The sequence below is a fragment of the Runella limosa DSM 17973 genome (genome assembly GCF_000482465.1).
In the GTDB taxonomy this organism is placed as follows: Bacteria; Bacteroidota; Bacteroidia; order Cytophagales; family Spirosomataceae; genus Runella; species Runella limosa.
Genome location: NZ_KI519420.1, coordinates 857,990 through 875,063 on the forward strand (window position 1 = coordinate 857,990; position 17,074 = coordinate 875,063).

17 protein-coding genes are annotated in these 17,074 nt (G+C 46.2%); 12 read left to right on the top strand and 5 right to left on the bottom strand.

Annotation, left to right across the window (positions count from 1 at the left end; all coding sequences use genetic code 11):
• Window positions 1–28 precede the first annotated feature (28 nt).
• The 3 genes from panC to K339_RS0113575 all read right to left on the bottom strand — a co-directional run bounded on the left by panC (window position 29) and on the right by K339_RS0113575 (window position 2,809).
• Window positions 29–871 carry a pantoate--beta-alanine ligase gene (gene panC, locus K339_RS0113565; RefSeq protein ID WP_028524075.1) on the bottom strand — a complete coding sequence of 281 codons (843 nt, stop codon included), beginning with the start codon at window positions 869–871 and terminating at the stop codon, window positions 29–31.
• A gap of 9 nt (window positions 872–880) precedes the next feature.
• Window positions 881–1,240 carry a DoxX family protein gene (locus K339_RS0113570; protein WP_028524076.1) on the bottom strand — a complete coding sequence of 120 codons (360 nt, stop codon included), beginning with the start codon at window positions 1,238–1,240 and terminating at the stop codon, window positions 881–883.
• A gap of 213 nt (window positions 1,241–1,453) precedes the next feature.
• A complete protein-coding gene (locus K339_RS0113575) occupies window positions 1,454–2,809 on the bottom strand; it encodes a M14 family zinc carboxypeptidase (protein WP_310586626.1) in 1,356 nt (451 codons plus the stop codon).
• A 12-nt stretch (window positions 2,810–2,821) separates the two neighbouring features.
• Between K339_RS0113575 and K339_RS0113580 the strand changes: the two genes are divergently transcribed.
• The 4 genes from K339_RS0113580 (at window position 2,822) to K339_RS0113595 (ending at window position 5,401) form a co-directional block, all read left to right on the top strand.
• Complete coding sequence (locus tag K339_RS0113580; RefSeq protein ID WP_157607589.1) at window positions 2,822–4,210, top strand: hypothetical protein; 1,389 nt, start codon at window positions 2,822–2,824, stop codon at window positions 4,208–4,210.
• A 20-nt stretch (window positions 4,211–4,230) separates the two neighbouring features.
• Window positions 4,231–4,662 (top strand): hypothetical protein, encoded by a 432-nt coding sequence (locus K339_RS0113585; RefSeq protein WP_028524079.1) that lies wholly within the window; start codon window positions 4,231–4,233, stop codon window positions 4,660–4,662.
• Between the two features lie 96 nt (window positions 4,663–4,758).
• Window positions 4,759–4,998, top strand: coding sequence for a hypothetical protein (locus K339_RS0113590; RefSeq protein WP_028524080.1), 240 nt, complete (start codon window positions 4,759–4,761; stop codon window positions 4,996–4,998).
• A complete protein-coding gene (locus K339_RS0113595; RefSeq protein ID WP_157607590.1) occupies window positions 4,976–5,401 on the top strand; it encodes a hypothetical protein in 426 nt (141 codons plus the stop codon). Before K339_RS0113590 ends, K339_RS0113595 begins: the two co-directional genes overlap by 23 nt.
• A 46-nt stretch (window positions 5,402–5,447) precedes the next feature.
• Here K339_RS0113595 and K339_RS0113600 read toward each other — a convergent pair whose 3' ends face one another.
• Entirely contained in the window at window positions 5,448–6,701 is a 1,254-nt protein-coding gene (locus K339_RS0113600) for a glutamate-5-semialdehyde dehydrogenase (protein WP_028524082.1), read from the bottom strand.
• A gap of 40 nt (window positions 6,702–6,741) precedes the next feature.
• Window positions 6,742–9,177: a DUF5686 family protein gene (locus K339_RS0113605; RefSeq protein WP_028524083.1), complete on the bottom strand. Its 2,436-nt coding sequence runs from the start codon at window positions 9,175–9,177 to the stop codon at window positions 6,742–6,744.
• Between the two features lie 200 nt (window positions 9,178–9,377).
• On the opposite strand from K339_RS0113605, the gene K339_RS0113610 reads away from it, so the two are divergent.
• The 8 genes from K339_RS0113610 to K339_RS0113645 all read left to right on the top strand — a co-directional run bounded on the left by K339_RS0113610 (window position 9,378) and on the right by K339_RS0113645 (window position 17,026).
• Complete coding sequence (locus K339_RS0113610; protein WP_028524084.1) at window positions 9,378–9,746, top strand: BlaI/MecI/CopY family transcriptional regulator; 369 nt, start codon at window positions 9,378–9,380, stop codon at window positions 9,744–9,746.
• Window positions 9,743–11,827 carry a M56 family metallopeptidase gene (locus tag K339_RS35950; protein ID WP_051397998.1) on the top strand — a complete coding sequence of 695 codons (2,085 nt, stop codon included), beginning with the start codon at window positions 9,743–9,745 and terminating at the stop codon, window positions 11,825–11,827. The genes K339_RS0113610 and K339_RS35950 overlap by 4 nt, the downstream gene beginning before the upstream one ends.
• A 140-nt stretch (window positions 11,828–11,967) precedes the next feature.
• Window positions 11,968–12,483, top strand: coding sequence for a GtrA family protein (locus K339_RS0113620; RefSeq protein WP_037300332.1), 516 nt, complete (start codon window positions 11,968–11,970; stop codon window positions 12,481–12,483).
• A gap of 131 nt (window positions 12,484–12,614) precedes the next feature.
• The gene (locus tag K339_RS0113625; RefSeq protein WP_028524086.1) at window positions 12,615–13,520 is read left to right on the top strand and encodes an ATP-binding cassette domain-containing protein; all 906 of its coding nucleotides are present in this window, start codon (window positions 12,615–12,617) and stop codon (window positions 13,518–13,520) included.
• Between the two features lie 13 nt (window positions 13,521–13,533).
• Window positions 13,534–14,313, top strand: coding sequence for an ABC transporter permease (locus tag K339_RS0113630; RefSeq protein WP_028524087.1), 780 nt, complete (start codon window positions 13,534–13,536; stop codon window positions 14,311–14,313).
• 35 nt (window positions 14,314–14,348) lie between these two features.
• Window positions 14,349–15,410, top strand: coding sequence for a sensor histidine kinase (locus tag K339_RS0113635; protein WP_028524088.1), 1,062 nt, complete (start codon window positions 14,349–14,351; stop codon window positions 15,408–15,410).
• Window positions 15,400–16,089, top strand: coding sequence for a LytR/AlgR family response regulator transcription factor (locus K339_RS0113640; protein WP_028524089.1), 690 nt, complete (start codon window positions 15,400–15,402; stop codon window positions 16,087–16,089). The genes K339_RS0113635 and K339_RS0113640 overlap by 11 nt, the downstream gene beginning before the upstream one ends.
• A 235-nt stretch (window positions 16,090–16,324) precedes the next feature.
• Window positions 16,325–17,026, top strand: coding sequence for a LytR/AlgR family response regulator transcription factor (locus K339_RS0113645; RefSeq protein WP_028524090.1), 702 nt, complete (start codon window positions 16,325–16,327; stop codon window positions 17,024–17,026).
• Window positions 17,027–17,074: the final 48 nt, after the last annotated feature.

Consider the following 17,074-nt stretch of genomic DNA (forward strand, 5'->3'; position numbering starts at 1 on the left):
TAGAATTGTTTTCGCTGCAAAGGTGAACTTAAAAAACTATATTATCAATCAGACGGACCTTTCCAAGGTGGGCTGCAATACACAGCGCGGTTTGTCCTTCAGGTTGTAGCTCAGTAACATCTTGCAGACTGAAAGCATTCACAATTTCAAAATATTCTAAACGAAAAGCGGGTTGTTGTGCAAAGTGTGCATCCATCAACGCTTTTACTTCGGCGGGAGTTTGCCCAGACAATAGCTGTGATTTGGCGGCACTCAAGCCCGCAAAAATGTGCGGAGCAATGGCGCGCTCGTCGGGGGTAAGGTTACGATTGCGGGATGACATCGCCAGCCCGTCGCCTTCGCGGAGGGTAGGGCGGGGGTGAAGCTCAATTTGGAAGCCTAAATCAATCATCATTCGACGGACAACGGCCACTTGTTGCAGGTCTTTTTGTCCAAAATAGGTACGGTCGGGTTGAACGATGTTGAATAGTTTAGACACAACGACGCCCACGCCATTGAAGTGCCCAGGGCGAAATTTGCCCTCCATGACACGTTCCAAATCCCCAAAATCGAAAGTTAAGAGGGACTTTTCGGGATACATTTCTTGAACCGAGGGCGCAAAAACGGCGTCGCAACCAACGGTTTTGAGCAATTCACAGTCGGTTTCTAGCGTACGAGGATACCGAGCGAGGTCGTCGGGGTTGTTGAACTGAATCGGGTTGACAAAAATACTGCAAACCGTCAGGTCATTTTGGGCGTTGGATGCCTCAATGAGCGACAAATGTCCTTCGTGAAGCGCACCCATCGTGGGTACAAATCCAACAGATTTGCCTTGTGCGCGTTCAGCCCGTAAATAGGCCCGCAAATCGGCTATGGTGGGAAAAATGTGCATTTTATCGTTTTACTTTTTATAAATAAACCAAGCCCATGCAATCAAAACAAATTGAATAGGGAGTCGTACTACTGCTGCTTGGTGGCTACCAATGGCAGGGTTTTCTTTGAAAACATCAATAACGTGCAAAGGCAAAAATACCAGCATCATGACTAAGATGCCAAGTGCGGCAAGTGAACGAAAACGGGGAATAAATACGCCTACGCCTACAGCAATTTCTGCGATACCTGCCAGGTAATTAATCGCGGCTTGGGGAAGGTAATCAGGAATGAACGGAAAAAACATTGCTGGCTTTAAAAAGTGACTAACGCCTGCAAAAATCATTACAGCTCCGAAGAGAAATGTTAAAACCAGCTTTGCTTTTTTCATTGACTTTTAAATTCATTGTTAAGTAAATAGTCTCCTTTATTTCGCCCGCAGAAGCTCGCTGAATAATACAAACGCAGATTTTCGCTGAAAAAGGACTTTATGAAGCAACTAATCTGCGTCCATCTGCGGATTTAAATCTGCGCTAATCTGCGGGTAAAGCTTTAAACAAACTTAGCTAACACAGTACAGTTTGGCCGACTAGTACGTAGAAGGTTAATTTTTTAAAAATCCATTGTCAACTTTCCAGTTTTTCTTGTCCGAACGCAACTCGAAATTGGCGCGGTCACCTAGTTTTAGTACCACAGGTTTGCCACTTTTAGGGTCGAGCAGTTGCGCTCCTTGGGCGTCGATTTCTTCAATGCCATAAAATACCGACAAATCACCAAAATCTTCGACGCTACTGCGGTAGATAAAGCCCGTCGCGTCGGCATTATTGGCCTCGTTGCGGTTAATGGCCACATCTACCGTGTAGCTTACTCCGTTGAGTTCCGTGCGGGCGTTGCGGATGATAAGGTCGAAGTGATTTTTTTCGTTTTGCGGGATTTTTTCGTAGTCGTTCCGATTCTGACGCGTGTAGGTGCCGTCGGCGATGGCTTCCAGCGCAGTCAAAATCGCGATGAAGTTCATCTTACGTAAATACTGCTTTTCGGGGTCGTTTTTATACCCCCCCGACTCTATGAGTACCAAACTCGTTCCCCATTTGGCAATGTTATCGCCGAAGGCCCTGGGCTCAAACTCGTCCGAATATCGAGCGACCTGATTGGGAATATATTTCTGTAAATCGCGGTTCATGCCCACAATGAGCTGCATGGCTCGTTCGCGGACGGAGTTGATGGTACGTTCTTCGTTGTAAGCCGTTGCCAAAAACGAAATCGCGGCTACTTCTTTGGTATTTCCTACGCTGTACCGAGGGCTTTGGTCGTGAAGGTTGAAACCCACCAACGGCTTGAGGGTTTGTTGGAGGTTTTTCAACAACTTCGACTCAGGGCATTGAAGACGCACGGCATCGCGGTTCATGTCGATTTCTTGAGCCGTACGGCGCTGCCAACGCTCCACACCGTCGGGGTTAAGCATTGGCACAAAATACAAGGTACTTTTTTCCAATAGCTTTTTACGAAGGTCGTCGAAACCATCCCCGCTGGCATTCAAGAAGTTGAAAATGTCGAGTAGTGCCATCGTGGCGGTAGCTTCGTCGCCGTGCATCTGCGACCAAAGCAGGACTGGAGGGGCGCCTTTGCCGTACTTGATTTGGTAAATGCTACGTCCTTCAAACGATTTTCCTGCTTCGCTTACCGCAAAGTTGGGACTCGTTTTGAGGCGTTCGATGAGCGGCACCAAGTGGCGGTGCTTAAACTCGCGACGTACACTGACGCTTTTTTCTTTGAATAACTCATGAGCGTCGAAAAGGCGCTGGGAGAGATTACTTTGGGCAATAATGGTTTCAGACATACAAAAAAAAGAAACCACCAAAAACAGGTGTTTCATAGTCGTAGGAAAGATATTGTGAAAACTCCCCGAAAGTTCAGAACTTTCGGGGAGTTCCGCAAATACAAACGTTAAATCAGCCATCAGCCCATGAAAATGAAATGTTTAATCATCGTCTTACTCTTGACAGCTTTTGAGCTGCGTAGCCAGCCACTCGCGAGCGTGCTTGAGCTCAAATTTGAAGCGCCCAATCTCACTTATACTCCGTTGATAGATTGGGAAAACTACCAATTTACGGCCCGCGACGTCCCCATCGACAAGCAACATTTTTTGCGCGTAAACGTGCCCATCGAGCGCTCGCAAGTGGTGTATGTTCATTACATGGATACCACTAACCGTACGTACATCCACCGTTTTTTCTTGCCCAAAGGCGATACACTCAAAGGGCAGGAAGTCAATGGAAAGTTTGATTTTGAAGGCAAAAACAAAGCTGCGATCATCAACCGCTTTTTGTACCAGCAGGGGGTATTTGGTGGGGATTCTTTGATGAAGCGGCCGTTGATGCAAAAAGTTTCTACCGACATTTATACCAAATTGATGCAAGATTTGGCCGAAGAAAGCTGGGAACGCTACAAGGCGACCCAAGACACCTCCGACACAGGGCAAAATGTTTTTGTAAGAGCGGCCTTAGAAGCGCAGTATTACCAGCGTACCAAGTTTTTTGTCGCTACCAAAAATTGGACGGAGGCCATGTTTGAGGAGTACCGTAAAGGAAATGAACCCTCTTTCGTTTCGTCGGAGGTATATCATCCGCCGTTGCGTATTTTGCCCTTTGAAGACGCAGTGTTGTCTTTGGACTACCAAGGATGTCTTTCGGAGCATCTACAAAAAGATATTACTCCCAAAGGAGACTTGTTTGAGGTGATGAGCGAATTGTATAATCTACTTGATCATCAATTAGCCCATTTACCCATTACTCGAGAGACTCTTCTAGTGCCTTGGTTGCTGTGGAAAAGAGATTACCCCCGTAAATACGAGATTATCAGTCGCTTTGAACGGGATTTTCCGAATTCTAAACGTCTCAAAGAATTGAAGTACGAATTTTGGAAAAATCAGAAGCTTGTTTCTGGAATCTCCATGCCTTCGTTGCCACTTTTGGCGGTAGATAGCAACCAAGTCTTTTTACCGACCCTTGCCAAAACTACCCATTCGCTGCTGTTGATTTGGAATACGTGGGAAGACAGCTGCGAACTTGCGTTGACTACTTGGGCAACTTTGGCACAAAAATACACGTCCCCCAACCTCCATTTTGCCACCGTAGGGGTTCGGAACCATTTTGATAGTTGGAAAGAAGCGTTGAAAAAAAACTGGCCTGCGTCCAAAACAGGAACGCATCTGTACGCGCGTCACGGAGAAACGGAGGTACTAGAGGGAATGTTTGGAGCCAAGCGCCCGCTGGTGGTGGTCATGGATACGGCGGGAAATTACGTCGAACATTTTTCTCCGTTTGAAAAAGAGCGGCTGGATAAGTGGCTGAAACGGTAGTTTTACAAATTGACAGTAAAATGGAAAAACAACTATTGGCTTTTATTGGCTGCTTATTATTGGTTAGCTGTGACATGGGAATTGACACCTACGAAATACATGATGTATCAAAGAAACAGATTTTTAGACCAGAGGTCAGGGAGTTATTTTTAACTAGCAGAACTGACAGCTACTCCATTCATGTTGAGGGTACTTTAGACGGTGATGCCGAAATTTATGTGTTGTCGCCCAACGCCGATATTCACAAACTAAGAAGTTGTACGACCTTTGATAATTCAAAAATGAAAAAGGGTAAAGTAAACGTTGTTTTCAATCGTAGTGGTTCTTATAAACCTGGTGAAAAGCCTTATCTCTATTACTTACCTTGTACGGCAAAAAAAGGGTACTTAAAAATACGACTTTCATTTAGTAAGTACCTTGAAGGAAATGGGAAAAATACCCAGTTTTTGTAAATTTATACCTTCCCGAAAGTTTCAAACTTTCGGGAAGGTATAAACGCCTATTTTTCTGCACTTAATACATGGTCTTTTGGTGCTGATATAGCTAGAATGATGGGGCAAGTACACGAGATAGGGAGTGTTCCATTATATGCTCAAATGGACTTGTATAATAGCGAATTAGGTATTCAAATTGCATCAGAACTGCGCAGTTCTGCGGGAGATGAAGCCTTAAAAAATGCTATTCTTACTGCAATTATTAATGGCAATGGAAGGCGAATAGCTTTATCAAATGATGGTGCAACGCTAAATTTCATGTTTCCGACAGATGGTTCTAATAGGTGTTGGTAGAAAAAATATTTTTTTTGGGGGAGTTATTCTACTTGCTTCTTTCACAGTTAGTTGTATTTCTACTACGACTGATGTCTATCATATTGAAAATGCAAGCGAAAAACGAAACTTCACCCCTTTTGTAATGAGTCCTCATTCATCATTTTACTGCCTGCATGTAAAAGGGGAAATAAATGGTGAGGCCGAATTGCATTTTTTGTTACCAAATCATGATTTTAGTAAAGGGCCAACATGTGATGATTACCACGTAAAGTTAGATTCGGGCAAAGTGGATAAATATATACAAGGAGATTATTTTGGCGGATTTGAGCGACCCAATATTTTTTATCTACCTTGCAACGTCACAAAAGGCCATCTGACCATTGATGTTGCGTTTAATAAAGATTTGAGAAGCAACAAGTAAATTACCTTCCCGAAAGTTTCAAACTTTCGGGAAGGTAGTAGTTTTATCACCATCTTACCTGTCCATCACCCACAACAACCCATTTCTCCGTTACGAGTTTTTCGAGGGCAAAGGGGCCGCGGGCGTGGAGTTTTTGGGTAGAAATACCGATTTCTGCCCCAAGCCCAAACACCCCTCCGTCGGTAAAACGCGTGGAAGCATTGGCATAGACCGCCGCCGCATCGACCTCGGCTAGGAAGCGGTCAATAGCTGCTTGGTTTTGGGAAATAATGGCTTCGGAGTGGCGCGATGAGTAGTTTTGAATGTGCGAAAGAGCCTCGTCGAGGCCATCTACTACTTTTACGGCTAGTTTATAATCCAAAAACTCGCGTCCAAAATCTTGGGGTTGAGCGTGTTGAAGTTTTGGGTAAGACATGCCTTCAAAAATCGGATACGACGCCTCGTCGGCATAGACTTCTACGTTCCATTTGATAAAATCGTCGTTGAGCATAGGCAAAAACTCAGCGGCGATGGCGCTGTCAACAATCACGCAATCCATGGAGTTACAAACCGAAGGACGTGAAACCCGCGCATTGACCACAATATCGCGTGCTTTGGCAAGGTCAGCCGTGGACTCAATGTAGCCGTGACATACGCCTGCCCCTGTTTCAATGGTAGGAATCAGGGAGTTTTTCCGTACAAACTGAATCAACGACTCCGAACCGCGCGGAATGATAATATCGACATAGCGCGTGGCCGTAAGCAATTCGGTCACAAACTGACGGTCGGTAGGAAGCAACATCACGGCGCTGGTGTCCACTCCCGCTTCTTGCAGCGCTTGGTGAATCAAACCCACCAAACAACGATTGGAAAAATCGGCCTCTTTACCGCCTTTCAACACGCACGCATTGCCCGAACGCAAACACAACGAAGCCACGTCCACCGTCACGTTGGGGCGTGACTCGTAGATGGCGCCGACGACGCCAAGGGGCACCGCAATTTTTTTCAATTTAAGCCCTTGTTCAATTTCTCGTTCCAACAACACCTGCCCCGACGGGTCGGGCAACAGCGCTACATCGCGGAGGCTGTCGGCTAGTCCCTGAATCCGTTTTTCGTTCAAAAACAAACGGTCTTTTTTCGGGTCGCCATCGGGCATTCGCTCCATGTCTTTCTGGTTTTCGGCCATAATCAGCGCTTGGTGTTCTAGCAGCAAATCGGCGAGGCGATTGAGCAAGGCCGTTTTTTGCTCGCTAGTCAAGCGACGCACTTGCGCAGCGGCTTGTTGCGTGGCTTGAAGTTGGGGTACGATGGTAGTTGTCATAATAAATAAATTGAGCCGCAAAGATAGCAACTTTGAGGGGTTATCGGCTCAAATTTATGCCCAACCAGTACGCTTTTGCGTTGTTTTGCCAAAGACCTGCGGGCGCAGGGGCGTATTGATAAGCAACTCCCATACCCGTACCTAGAAAAATGCTTCGAATCGGAATTCGTAGGAGGTCACGCACTTCTAAGCCTGCTTCGGCGTGGAAAGGGTTGGACTGGTAGTTCCACGAAAACGAATGTTTTTCTGGCGTGCGCAGTCCCCCGACCAATACATTGTTATACACCAGTAATCGAGGTTGGCTGTATTTACTTTTGAGGCGAAGTAGCGTACGACTAAAATCGTGGCTGTAATACAAGGCCGCGTATCGGTCGGCGATAAACGCATAAGAAGGTAAGGTGCGGAAAGTGGCCAGCGGAAAACTCGACGCATTGAGCCCCGAAATGTTGATTAGTCCCGTACTCCCCAGCGACCCAAACAAGTAGGAGTAGGGCAAGTTACCACTCGTGTAGCCGCCCGCCAGTTTTACGTTGCTAAACCCAAGGCGTCGGGTTCTAAATTGAAAATAAAGCTGCATCGCCAACCGCCAATAATCAAACTGGCTTCCCAAGGAGGGGAGTCCTCGTGAAACCTGAACGTTGATGATCGGGAAATAGCGATTCACTACCGATTCCATGCGACCCGTGCGATAGACGGCCTCCCGAAAAGCAAAACGCCAGTCGAGGGTAAGTTCGGTAATTTCAAAGGTATTGTTGTCCTGATAAAAGTAGCGATAACTGGGTGTACGCTGTTCGTGGTGGAGCGCCAATCGAAACCAATTCCACGGAAAAGGCTTAAAATGAATCGATACACCGTACCGCTGGTAGTAGTCAGCCTGAAAAGGAATAGAGTCTCTTTGGGAGAAAAAAGGAAGCGATGGTTTGGGGTCGGTAAGGTAATTGGGCCCTAAAAATTCGGTTGTACCTGGTTGGACAAGGTCGCGTTGGTGATACAGGCTAATTCGGTTGTAGCGGTCGCGGGTGATGTGCCAACTCGCTAGTAGTTTGTATTTCCAGCGCTGATCTTTCAGGCCGTAGCCAGCATAGCCGTAGAGTCGAAATCGCGGACGATTACTTTGAATGTTTTGAAAACCCACCCCAAGTCGTATAAACTCGGTCGAATTACCCGTCAATAAATCACTAGGCTGAAACTCAATGGGGCCTATTTCGAATACATTGCCAAAAATACTCCCCAAAATATGCCCATACGTGGAATCGAGGCGGCTAACGATGCTGTTTGGTTTTTTGAAATTGAAATACATTTTACGCTCCCAATCGGCCAGTGTATCGGGGCGCAGGGCTTTAAACGTTTCGTACGTATGGCGCGTGGCGGAAGGACGCATGGCGCGCTGCACTTCGTCAAACAGTTGGTCGTCGAGCGGGGTGTTCAGTTCCACGTTGTGGAGCTGCGTGGTAAACTTTACCTGAAAAGCGCCCGTGTAACCGCTGGACGAATACCCCGCCAAAAGCCGCGTGGTAGCGGTTTGGGGAAACCATCGCCCCGCAATCCGCTGGTAGCGTTGTTGAATCCGAAAACCAAAATTTTGTAATGTATCAACGGGCGCTACGTTGATGTATTCGAGGGCGTAGCCGTCGGTATTGATGTGCATTACGCCTTGCAAGGCATCAAAATTGGTTTTGGGGTAGGGGCGAAAACTAATAATAAACGTGGAGTCACGCTCGTGAAAAAGCGTGTCTTCGAGTGTAAAGTCGTATTGGGAGAATGTTTTGGAATTGAGCGGATTGACATAAAACCGCTTGAGGAGGGTGAAGTTGTAGAGTTCTGAATAAAAATCAATTTTGTGCAAATCGAGCGGCAAGTAGTTGAGCATCTGGCTGTAGATTTGTGCGAGATTATTGACCGACGCCACGACCGTCTCCTTGTTTTTATTGGGTTTTTTGTGAATCAGCTCGCTGATGTTTTCTACGATGTAAATAGGTGCCGTTATTTTTTTAGAACCGATGACCTTTTTGGTAGAATCTCTTAGCACCCGATTGACACTATCAACGACCAGTAAGATTTTGGTGTACGCACTTGCTTTGTAGGTATCGAGTTGGTTAGGGTCGTTTTGGGGGCGGTTGGCCAATACTTTTCGAATAATCGCCCAGGCGGGATTTTCGCCAGGACGCACGCGTACTTCGGCCAACTCGTTGACTTTTTGACGGAGTTTGATGGTAATCGTCGTGTTTTTGGGGGGAACTATGACCGTTTCGTAGCCAATCATGCTCACCATTTGGGTATCGGAAGACGATTTGAGTCGCAGCGAAAACCGACCTTCCATGTCGGTGATGGTTCCTGAAGTTTGGCCTTTGAAGCGCACGCTGGCCTGAGGTAAAGGCACGTTGTCTTTGGCATCAATGACGATGCCTTTGATTCGGATTTCTTGAGCAATTACAATTTGGCATACAAAGAGAAAAAGTAAAAGCTGTTTTATCATGGCCAAAAGAGAATTTTCTACTAAACGTTATAAGGGGAAATAGATTTTAATCGTATCCTACGAAATATTTCGTATAAAAAATTTGGTAATACGAAGCGTTTCGTATATGTTTGCTACGAAATTATTCGTAGGTGGTAGATGCCTCCTTCGTCGGCATGACAAAAAAGTGTATCGGCACGACAAAAATTTTGACAAAAACCATGAAACCAACAGACTCCGAACTTGAAATCTTACAAGTGCTTTGGCAAGAAGGCCCTTGTACGGTGCGGCAGGTCAACGAGCGTTTGACCGAAAACCGCGACGTGGGTTACACCACTACCCTCAAATTAATGCAAATCATGTACGAAAAGGGGCTACTGACGCGGGTAGAAGACGCTCGTTCGCACGTATATGAAGCCAACGTGAGCGAAGAAGAAACCCAAGCAACGCTTTTGGAACGATTTGTAGGTACGGCCTTTCGGGGGTCGGCCAGCAAGCTGGTCATGCAAGCACTTGGTTCGCATAAAACCACCCCTGCCGAACTGGATGAAATTCGTAAACTCTTAGACCAAATCGAACAACAGCCATGAAAACGACCACTTTTTTCTCCGAACCCATCACCTCGGCTTTGGGATGGACATTGCTTCACTCTCTTTGGCAAGGGGGAGTGGTAGTTCTCCTTGCCGCAGTTGCATTGTTTGCGCTGCGTAAGCGCTCCAGCGTGGCAAAGTATTGGGTAGGCATCAGCGGATTAGCTGCCCAAGTCCTTGTTTCGGTGGCGACCTTTGTATTTTATTACCAGCCAGTAAACGCCGTTGCTACGTCCTCATTGACAACGCTTCATACGCAACGTTATTGGGCCTCTGGCATGACCTATGCCAAAGTAGCCTTGCCTTGGTACAAAGAAGTGTTACTGTTTCTCCAACTGCATTTGGATACCATTGTGTTATTTTGGGGCATCGGTGCTTCGGTATTATTGGTACGTTTGGTGGGGAGCTGGGTGTATGTGCAACAACTCAAAGCCGAAGGTATTCAACTGACTGAGCCTAGTGTGCAGTCATTGTTTCGTCGGGTGTTGGGTACGTTGCGCATTCGTCAAAACGTACATTTGTTTGAGTCGGTGCGTGTCAATACGCCCATGGTGATTGGATTTGTGAAACCCGTCGTGCTTTTGCCCGTTGGCTTGGTCACGGGCTTGAGCCCCAAGCAAATTGAGGCAGTTTTGGCCCACGAACTAGCCCACGTGAAGCGTTACGATTATTTGGTCAACTTACTCCAATCGTTGGTCGAAGTGGTTTACTTTTTCCACCCTGCGTTATGGTGGTTGTCGGGGCGCGTTCGTCAAGAGCGGGAACACTGCTGCGACGACATTGCCGTTGCCGTTTGTGGCGATAAAATGGCAATGGCCAAAGCCCTAGCCGAAGTGGCCGCTTACCGTTCCACTCCCGCGTTAGCGATGGCTTTTGCCAACAAAAAAGGAGCCATGCTGCACCGTGTTAAAAGAGTATTGGGCGTGACTGAAAAGCCGCAGCAACGGTTAAACGCGAGCGGATTGTTGTTGGTGTTACTTTTGGTGGTAGGTGTTTCTGTGTATGCTTTTCAGCCGCAGGATAAGCCCAAAAAAGACGCCAAACTTAGAAACACCAGCCATACCTTGAAAGACATGCAATTTGTGATGGATGAACAAGGCAAGTTGACCAAAGTAAAATGGAAAAATCGTTTTTTATCGTCAAAGCAAGTGGCGGAGTTACAACAGCTAAAAGAGCAATTGGCAGAGGGAACGGTAGCGCTTAGTGATATTAAACAAGCTGATTTTAGGGCTATATTGTCTCGGATTACGGAGGTTGAAGACGGATTGTCAACGGGCTTGTCTGCTTTGGGCAACATTTCGTTGGATAACATAGAGATCATGGAAGCAGTAGAAGATGTGATTGAGCCTGTTGAGGCATTGTCAGAAGTTGAACTAGCCGACTCCATTCTAGTCAATGGAAAATGGGTAGAGGTAGGCAGCGCATTTGAAGCCAAAATAGACGAGGCCAAAATGGCGTATTACCACCGCCAAATAGACAGCCTTCACCGATTGATGGAGCCACAGATGCACAAAATGAACGAGCTGCGCCTAAAGATGGAGCAGTACGAGTTTCAGGTAAACGAAGTGGAGCGCAAGCGAGAAGTGCTCGAATGGAAAAAGAACAAAGCCTCGAACGAACGTAGTCAACTCTTGGACAAACGTAGCCAGTTGCTTCACCAAGAAAATGCGGCCAAAAAGCTATCGGACGAACAGATTGAAAAGGCATTGGTGCAGTACGAAGAGCAGGTGAAACAATTTGAAAGCCAGATGCAGCAGTTGAACAAGCAGATGGCTGAATTGTCGGAGCAAGAAAAGACCGCCCGCAAGCCCATCGAGGAATTGGAAGAACAACAACGTAAGTTGGAAGCGGTGAACGAGAAGTTTTCGCAGGAAATGGAACGCTACTCGAATGAGTTGAATAATTTGTTCCCGCCTCCGCCGCCCCCAGTCGAGTTTCGTGCGAAAGTGGTCCGTACTCCTCGCGCACCACGTGCCGTTCGCACGCCCGCATCTGCGGTGAAGGCCGTGGCTCCCATTGCTCCTAAAGCAGCAGGAACGCCTCCACCACCACCTCCGCCGCCCGCCAAAAAGAAGAAGTAATTGGTCTTAAAAATACCCTTGAAAGCGCTCGGTTTGCTACCGAGCGCTTTCTGTGTAAGAGGCTATTTGATAAAAACCCTAGTTTATTTTTGGGGGGCTGTCAAAAATGCGTTTATTTTGCTCACTTACTACGCACACTTGTGAAGAAGAAAACTACTCTATTTAACATAAAAGACCTCGTCGTATATTTTTTTGTTGCAGGAACTGGGGCCGCTGTACAAATTGTAACGGGAAGCTTTTTTAGAAATTATACAGAATATTCGACTTCTGTTTCTTTGGGTTACATCGTTTCTGCATTTGTTGGATTTGTACTGACCAAAATGTTTGCTTTCGATGCTAGAAACACCAGCAAGACTAAGCGTGAAATGATAAAGTTTGGGATAGTTGTTATTATTTCGTACGCTATTACTGTTGGTTTTGCTACTCTAACATTAAATCTTTTTCACTCGGTTAATCCCAATAACTATATTATTGCCATTCCATTTAGTTGGACTCCCAAAAAATTTAACGAAATCAACGTCACCGAAGCTACCTCAACGTTGGTAGGGATGGGCTTTAGCTTTGTGAGCAACTTCATTTTGCACAAAACCTTTACTTTTCGCAGTACAGGTTTCTACGACCGCGCCAAGGCAGCGTTGAACTTAGGTAAAAACTAAGCTACGGCACTGACCCCGTTATTTCCCAAATTCACGTACAAATTGGGCTGATTCACGTAATAGAATTGATAGAAAGCACTTGAACTTCGATTTTTGACATCGAAATTCAAAACGTTTATCTATCAACAGCCATGTATTGTATCGAAACCAGAGAGTTGTCGTACCAGTACTCCCGACAGGGCAACGAGCTTCATCGTGTCAACCTTCGAGTGAAAGAAGGGAGTATCTACGGTTTTTTAGGTCCCAACGGTGCGGGAAAAACCACTACACTCAAGCTCATTTTGGGCTTATTAAAAAAACAACAAGGGCAGATTAAGGTCTTTGGGGAGGAGTTTGCCCCCCACCGACTGCCTGTTTTGTCCAAAATCGGCTCGTTGATTGAGTCGCCTTCCCTTTATAGCCAACTCACGGCTACGGAAAACCTCAGCGTTTGGCAAAAACTCTATGCCTGTCCCAAAGCGCGGATTCAGGAAGTATTGGAATTGGTAGGATTGGGGCAAACAGGTACCAAAAAAGCAGGACAATTTTCGCTCGGGATGAAACAGCGCCTTGGCATTGCCACGGCCTTGCTGCACAGCCCGTCGGTGTTGGTGCTCGACGAACCTACCAATGGTTTGGATCCGAGCGGAATGGTGGAAATGCGGGAATTGCTCAAACGCCTCAACAAAGAACACGGAATTACGATTTTGATTTCGAGCCACTTGCTGTCCGAAATTGAAAAATTGGTAACGGAGGTAGGCATCATCAACCACGGGAAAATGCTGTTTGAGGGGTCGTTGGGCGAATTGATGCAACGGCAGCAGACTGCGGGAGGAATACGGCTGGATACGAGCAATAATGCCGAAGCCGTTGAGCGTCTGATAGCCCAAGGGCTGGACGCAAGGCAGGAGCAGGGCAAAATCGTACTGCCGTTGTTGGCTCGTTCGGAAATTGCCCAACTAAACCGGGCATTGGTACAGCATCAGCTCGATGTGTACGAAATCAGCACCGTCGAAAGCGATTTAGAAAGCATTTTTATGACGTTAACTCACCCCTAATCTTCCCCAAAACATGACAACGTTTGTCGCAAGTTATCAGAGCGAATGGCTCAAAACCAAGCGAAGTTTGGCCGCATGGTTGGTCGTGCTTGGCGGTTTTTTTATTCCGTTTATTCTCTTTTGGGCGCGGGTGCTGTATCCCGAAAAATTAAAAAAAGCGGTACTTGCCCCCACGTATTGGGAGGAAGTATTGAGCCAAAGTTGGCAATTTATGGCTATTTTGATGCTACCAATGGGACTTGTACTGGCCACGAGCTTGCTGACCCAAATGGAGTTCCGAAACAATACGTGGAAGCAGCTCCACACAACCCCGCAAAGCTACACGACGATTTTTGTGGCCAAGTTGGGCGTGTTGCTAACCATGCTTGTTCAATTTTTTATATTGTTCAACCTCGGGATGTATTTGTCGGGGATACTTCCGCCCTTGGTGCGGGGGATTTCGCTGCCCAAACAGGCGTTCCCGTGGGAAATGTATCTAAAAACAAGCGGACATTTTTGGATAAATTGTTTGCCTATTGTGGGCTTTCAATACTTAGTTAGCCTTCAATTCAAAAATTTCTTGGTACCATTAGGGGCAGGAATCGGGTTGTTATTGGCTTCTTTGATTGGCATCGAATGGGAGCATGGACACTGGCTGCCGTACAGTTATTGCTCCTATTATTTTTTTAGCCTACGTGGGGCAAAAATGGGTACATTGACCGTTGATGCCTTTTCGAAATGGGCGCTGGGGTATTTTTTCGTCTTTACAATCCTGAGTTATTTCTTTTATTTGGCCAAAAAAGATAAAAGCTAGGACGAGTATTCTTTCAAAATAAGACGCATAACCACATGAAGCGAGGCGTAGTGATTTCATTGCATTTTGGGTACTGGGTGCTGTACTTGCTGTTGCTCTCGTTGATATTGGTATGCCTTCAACTTGGCTCGCCCATCAAAGGGCAACCTTTTTTTTACCAGTGGCGGTTTCACGTTTTCTTCAGCACCTTTGCCATTTTGCCCGCGTTTTTGGGTTTTTATAGTTTTTATTTTCTGCTGTTCGACCTCTTTTTGATGCGTCGAAAAATCGTATTGTTATTTGTCGTCGGCTTACTCACGGCTACGGGCTGTGGGCTTATCAGTGAGGCCGTAATGTCAGTATTGTACTCATTCAAAGTCGGCCCAGGCGTGTTTCATGAAGGACTTCGGACTACTTTGTCGTTGTTGGTGATCATTACGATTATTGCGGTTCTCAACGGAGCGGTGGCGCTGATTATGCGGGGGTTTATGCGCTGGTACGCCGAACTCAAACTGAAAGAAGAATTGATGCAGAAGAATTTTGACATGGAACTGGCTTTGGTAAAGTCGCAATTAAGCCCTCATTTTTTGTTTAATACCCTAAACAACATCGACGTCCTCATCGTCAAGAATGCCCCGCAGGCGTCCGCTTATCTCAATCAGCTCTCTGACATCATGCGGTTTATGCTCTACGAAACCAAAGCGGAAGAAATACCGTTGAGCCGAGAGTTGGGCTATTTGGAAAAATACGTTGCGCTGCAAAAAATCAGAACATCTAATCCTGATTTTGCCCGTTTTCGAGTAGAAGGAGTGGTAGGCGAGGCCACCATTGCCCCGATGGTGTTGATTCCTTTTGTGGAAAATGCCTTTAAACATGCCGATGCGCGAAAGCAAGGCAATGTAATCGACGTTTTGGTGCAGGTATTCCCCGAAACCATTGTGTTTGAATGTGTTAACAAACGTCGATTACAACCCAGTACCACCGAATACGGCGGTTTGGGCAACGAACTTATCAAAAGACGATTATCTTTGCTGTACCCCAACCGCCACCAACTAGCTATTGTCAGTTCTGAAGAAGACTATCGGGTAAGGTTACAAATCAGTCGTCATGAAGCATAGCTGTATCATTGTCGAAGACGAGCCTTTGGCGCTCGAACGCGCCCAAGGTTACGTACAAAAATTGCCTTTCCTGAGTCTAAAAGCAACGTTCGAGAGCGCGTTGGAGGCATTGAGTTACTTGAAAAATAACCCAGTTGATATTGTCTTTCTGGATATTCATTTAGGCGATTTTTCAGGCATTCAGTTGTTAGAAAGTGTTTCGCTGAAAGGGCAAGTTATTCTGACGACAGCCTACCATGAGTACGCCCTCAAAGGTTTTGACCTCAAAATCGCCGATTATTTACTGAAGCCTTACACGTTTGAGCGTTTTGTTCAAGCCGTTGACCGAGCACAAAGTTTATTGCCCAAGTCGGAGCCTCAAAATTCAAGGCCGTTTATTTTTGTCAAAACCGAATACCGCCTCGAAAAGCTCATGCTGGACGAAATACTGTTTATTGAAGGCATGGGCAACTACCGAAGGATTCATACGCCTACGCAAAAAATTATGACGTTGCAGACCTTCGCTGAGTTTGAACAAGAGCTGCCGCCGAGCCTTTTGTGTCGGGTGCATAAGTCGTACATGGTAGCAATTGCGAAGATTGATTCGATTGAAAAAGACCGTATTCGGCTGGGAGAAGCGATCATTCCGATTTCGGATAGCTACCGACAAGCGTTCTTTTCGCTCATCGGGCAAAGCTGAGTTTATCCCATTTGTAAGGTGGTTTGTCCCATATTTTTAGAACATCCACGTAAAAAGCTGATTTTTGCGTGGAATGTTGGGGTTGTGAGCAACCCCAACCACCGTGCGTCAGGTTGTGAGCAACACTTTTACCGTGAGTCAGGTTGCTCACAACCTGACCGACGCCCGAGAAATAAAAAAGTTGCGCGTATGCTTGTTGGTTGTGAGCAACCAACAACACTTTAATTCAAAACCCATGATTGCCATTGCCATCGACGACGAACCCAAAGCGCTAGACATAGTGCGGGTATTTGCCCAGAAAGTTCCTTTTTTGGAGCTAAAAGCTACTTTTCAGGATGCGTTTGAGGCGCTGGATTTTCTGCAAAAGCAATCGGTGGACTTGATTTTTTTGGACATAAAAATGCCTGACATTTCGGGACTGGAGTTTTTGCGGGCCTTGCCCAATCCACCGCTAGTGATTTTCACCACTGCCTACGCCGAACATGCCGTGCAGAGCTACGATTTTGATGCTGTTGATTACTTGTTGAAACCCTTTGCGTTGAGCCGATTTTTAAAGGCGTGCAACAGAGCCCACGAAACGCTAAAAATGCGCGAATTGGCCTCGGAAGAAGCCAAAGCCCGCCCAGTGACCGTCGCGCCCACCGAAAGTATTTTTGTGAAAAATGGCTACGAACAAGTGCGGGTAATGCTCGACGATATTTTGTATTTGGAAGCGGGCGGCAACTACGTTGTTTTTGTTACTAAAACTCAAAAAATTGCTTCTCGCATGACGATGAGTGAGGCGGAAGGTTTGCTTCCTGTCGAGCAGTTTGTGCGGATTCATCGGTCGTACATTGTAGCAAAAAGTAAAGTTGAGCGATTCGACCGTTATGAAGTGAGCGTAGCAGGACAATTATTACCCATTGGGGCTAATTATAACACCGCAAAATTGGCATAAGAAGTTTTGGGAGCATATTTTTGCTATTATTGCAGAAAAACCATAACC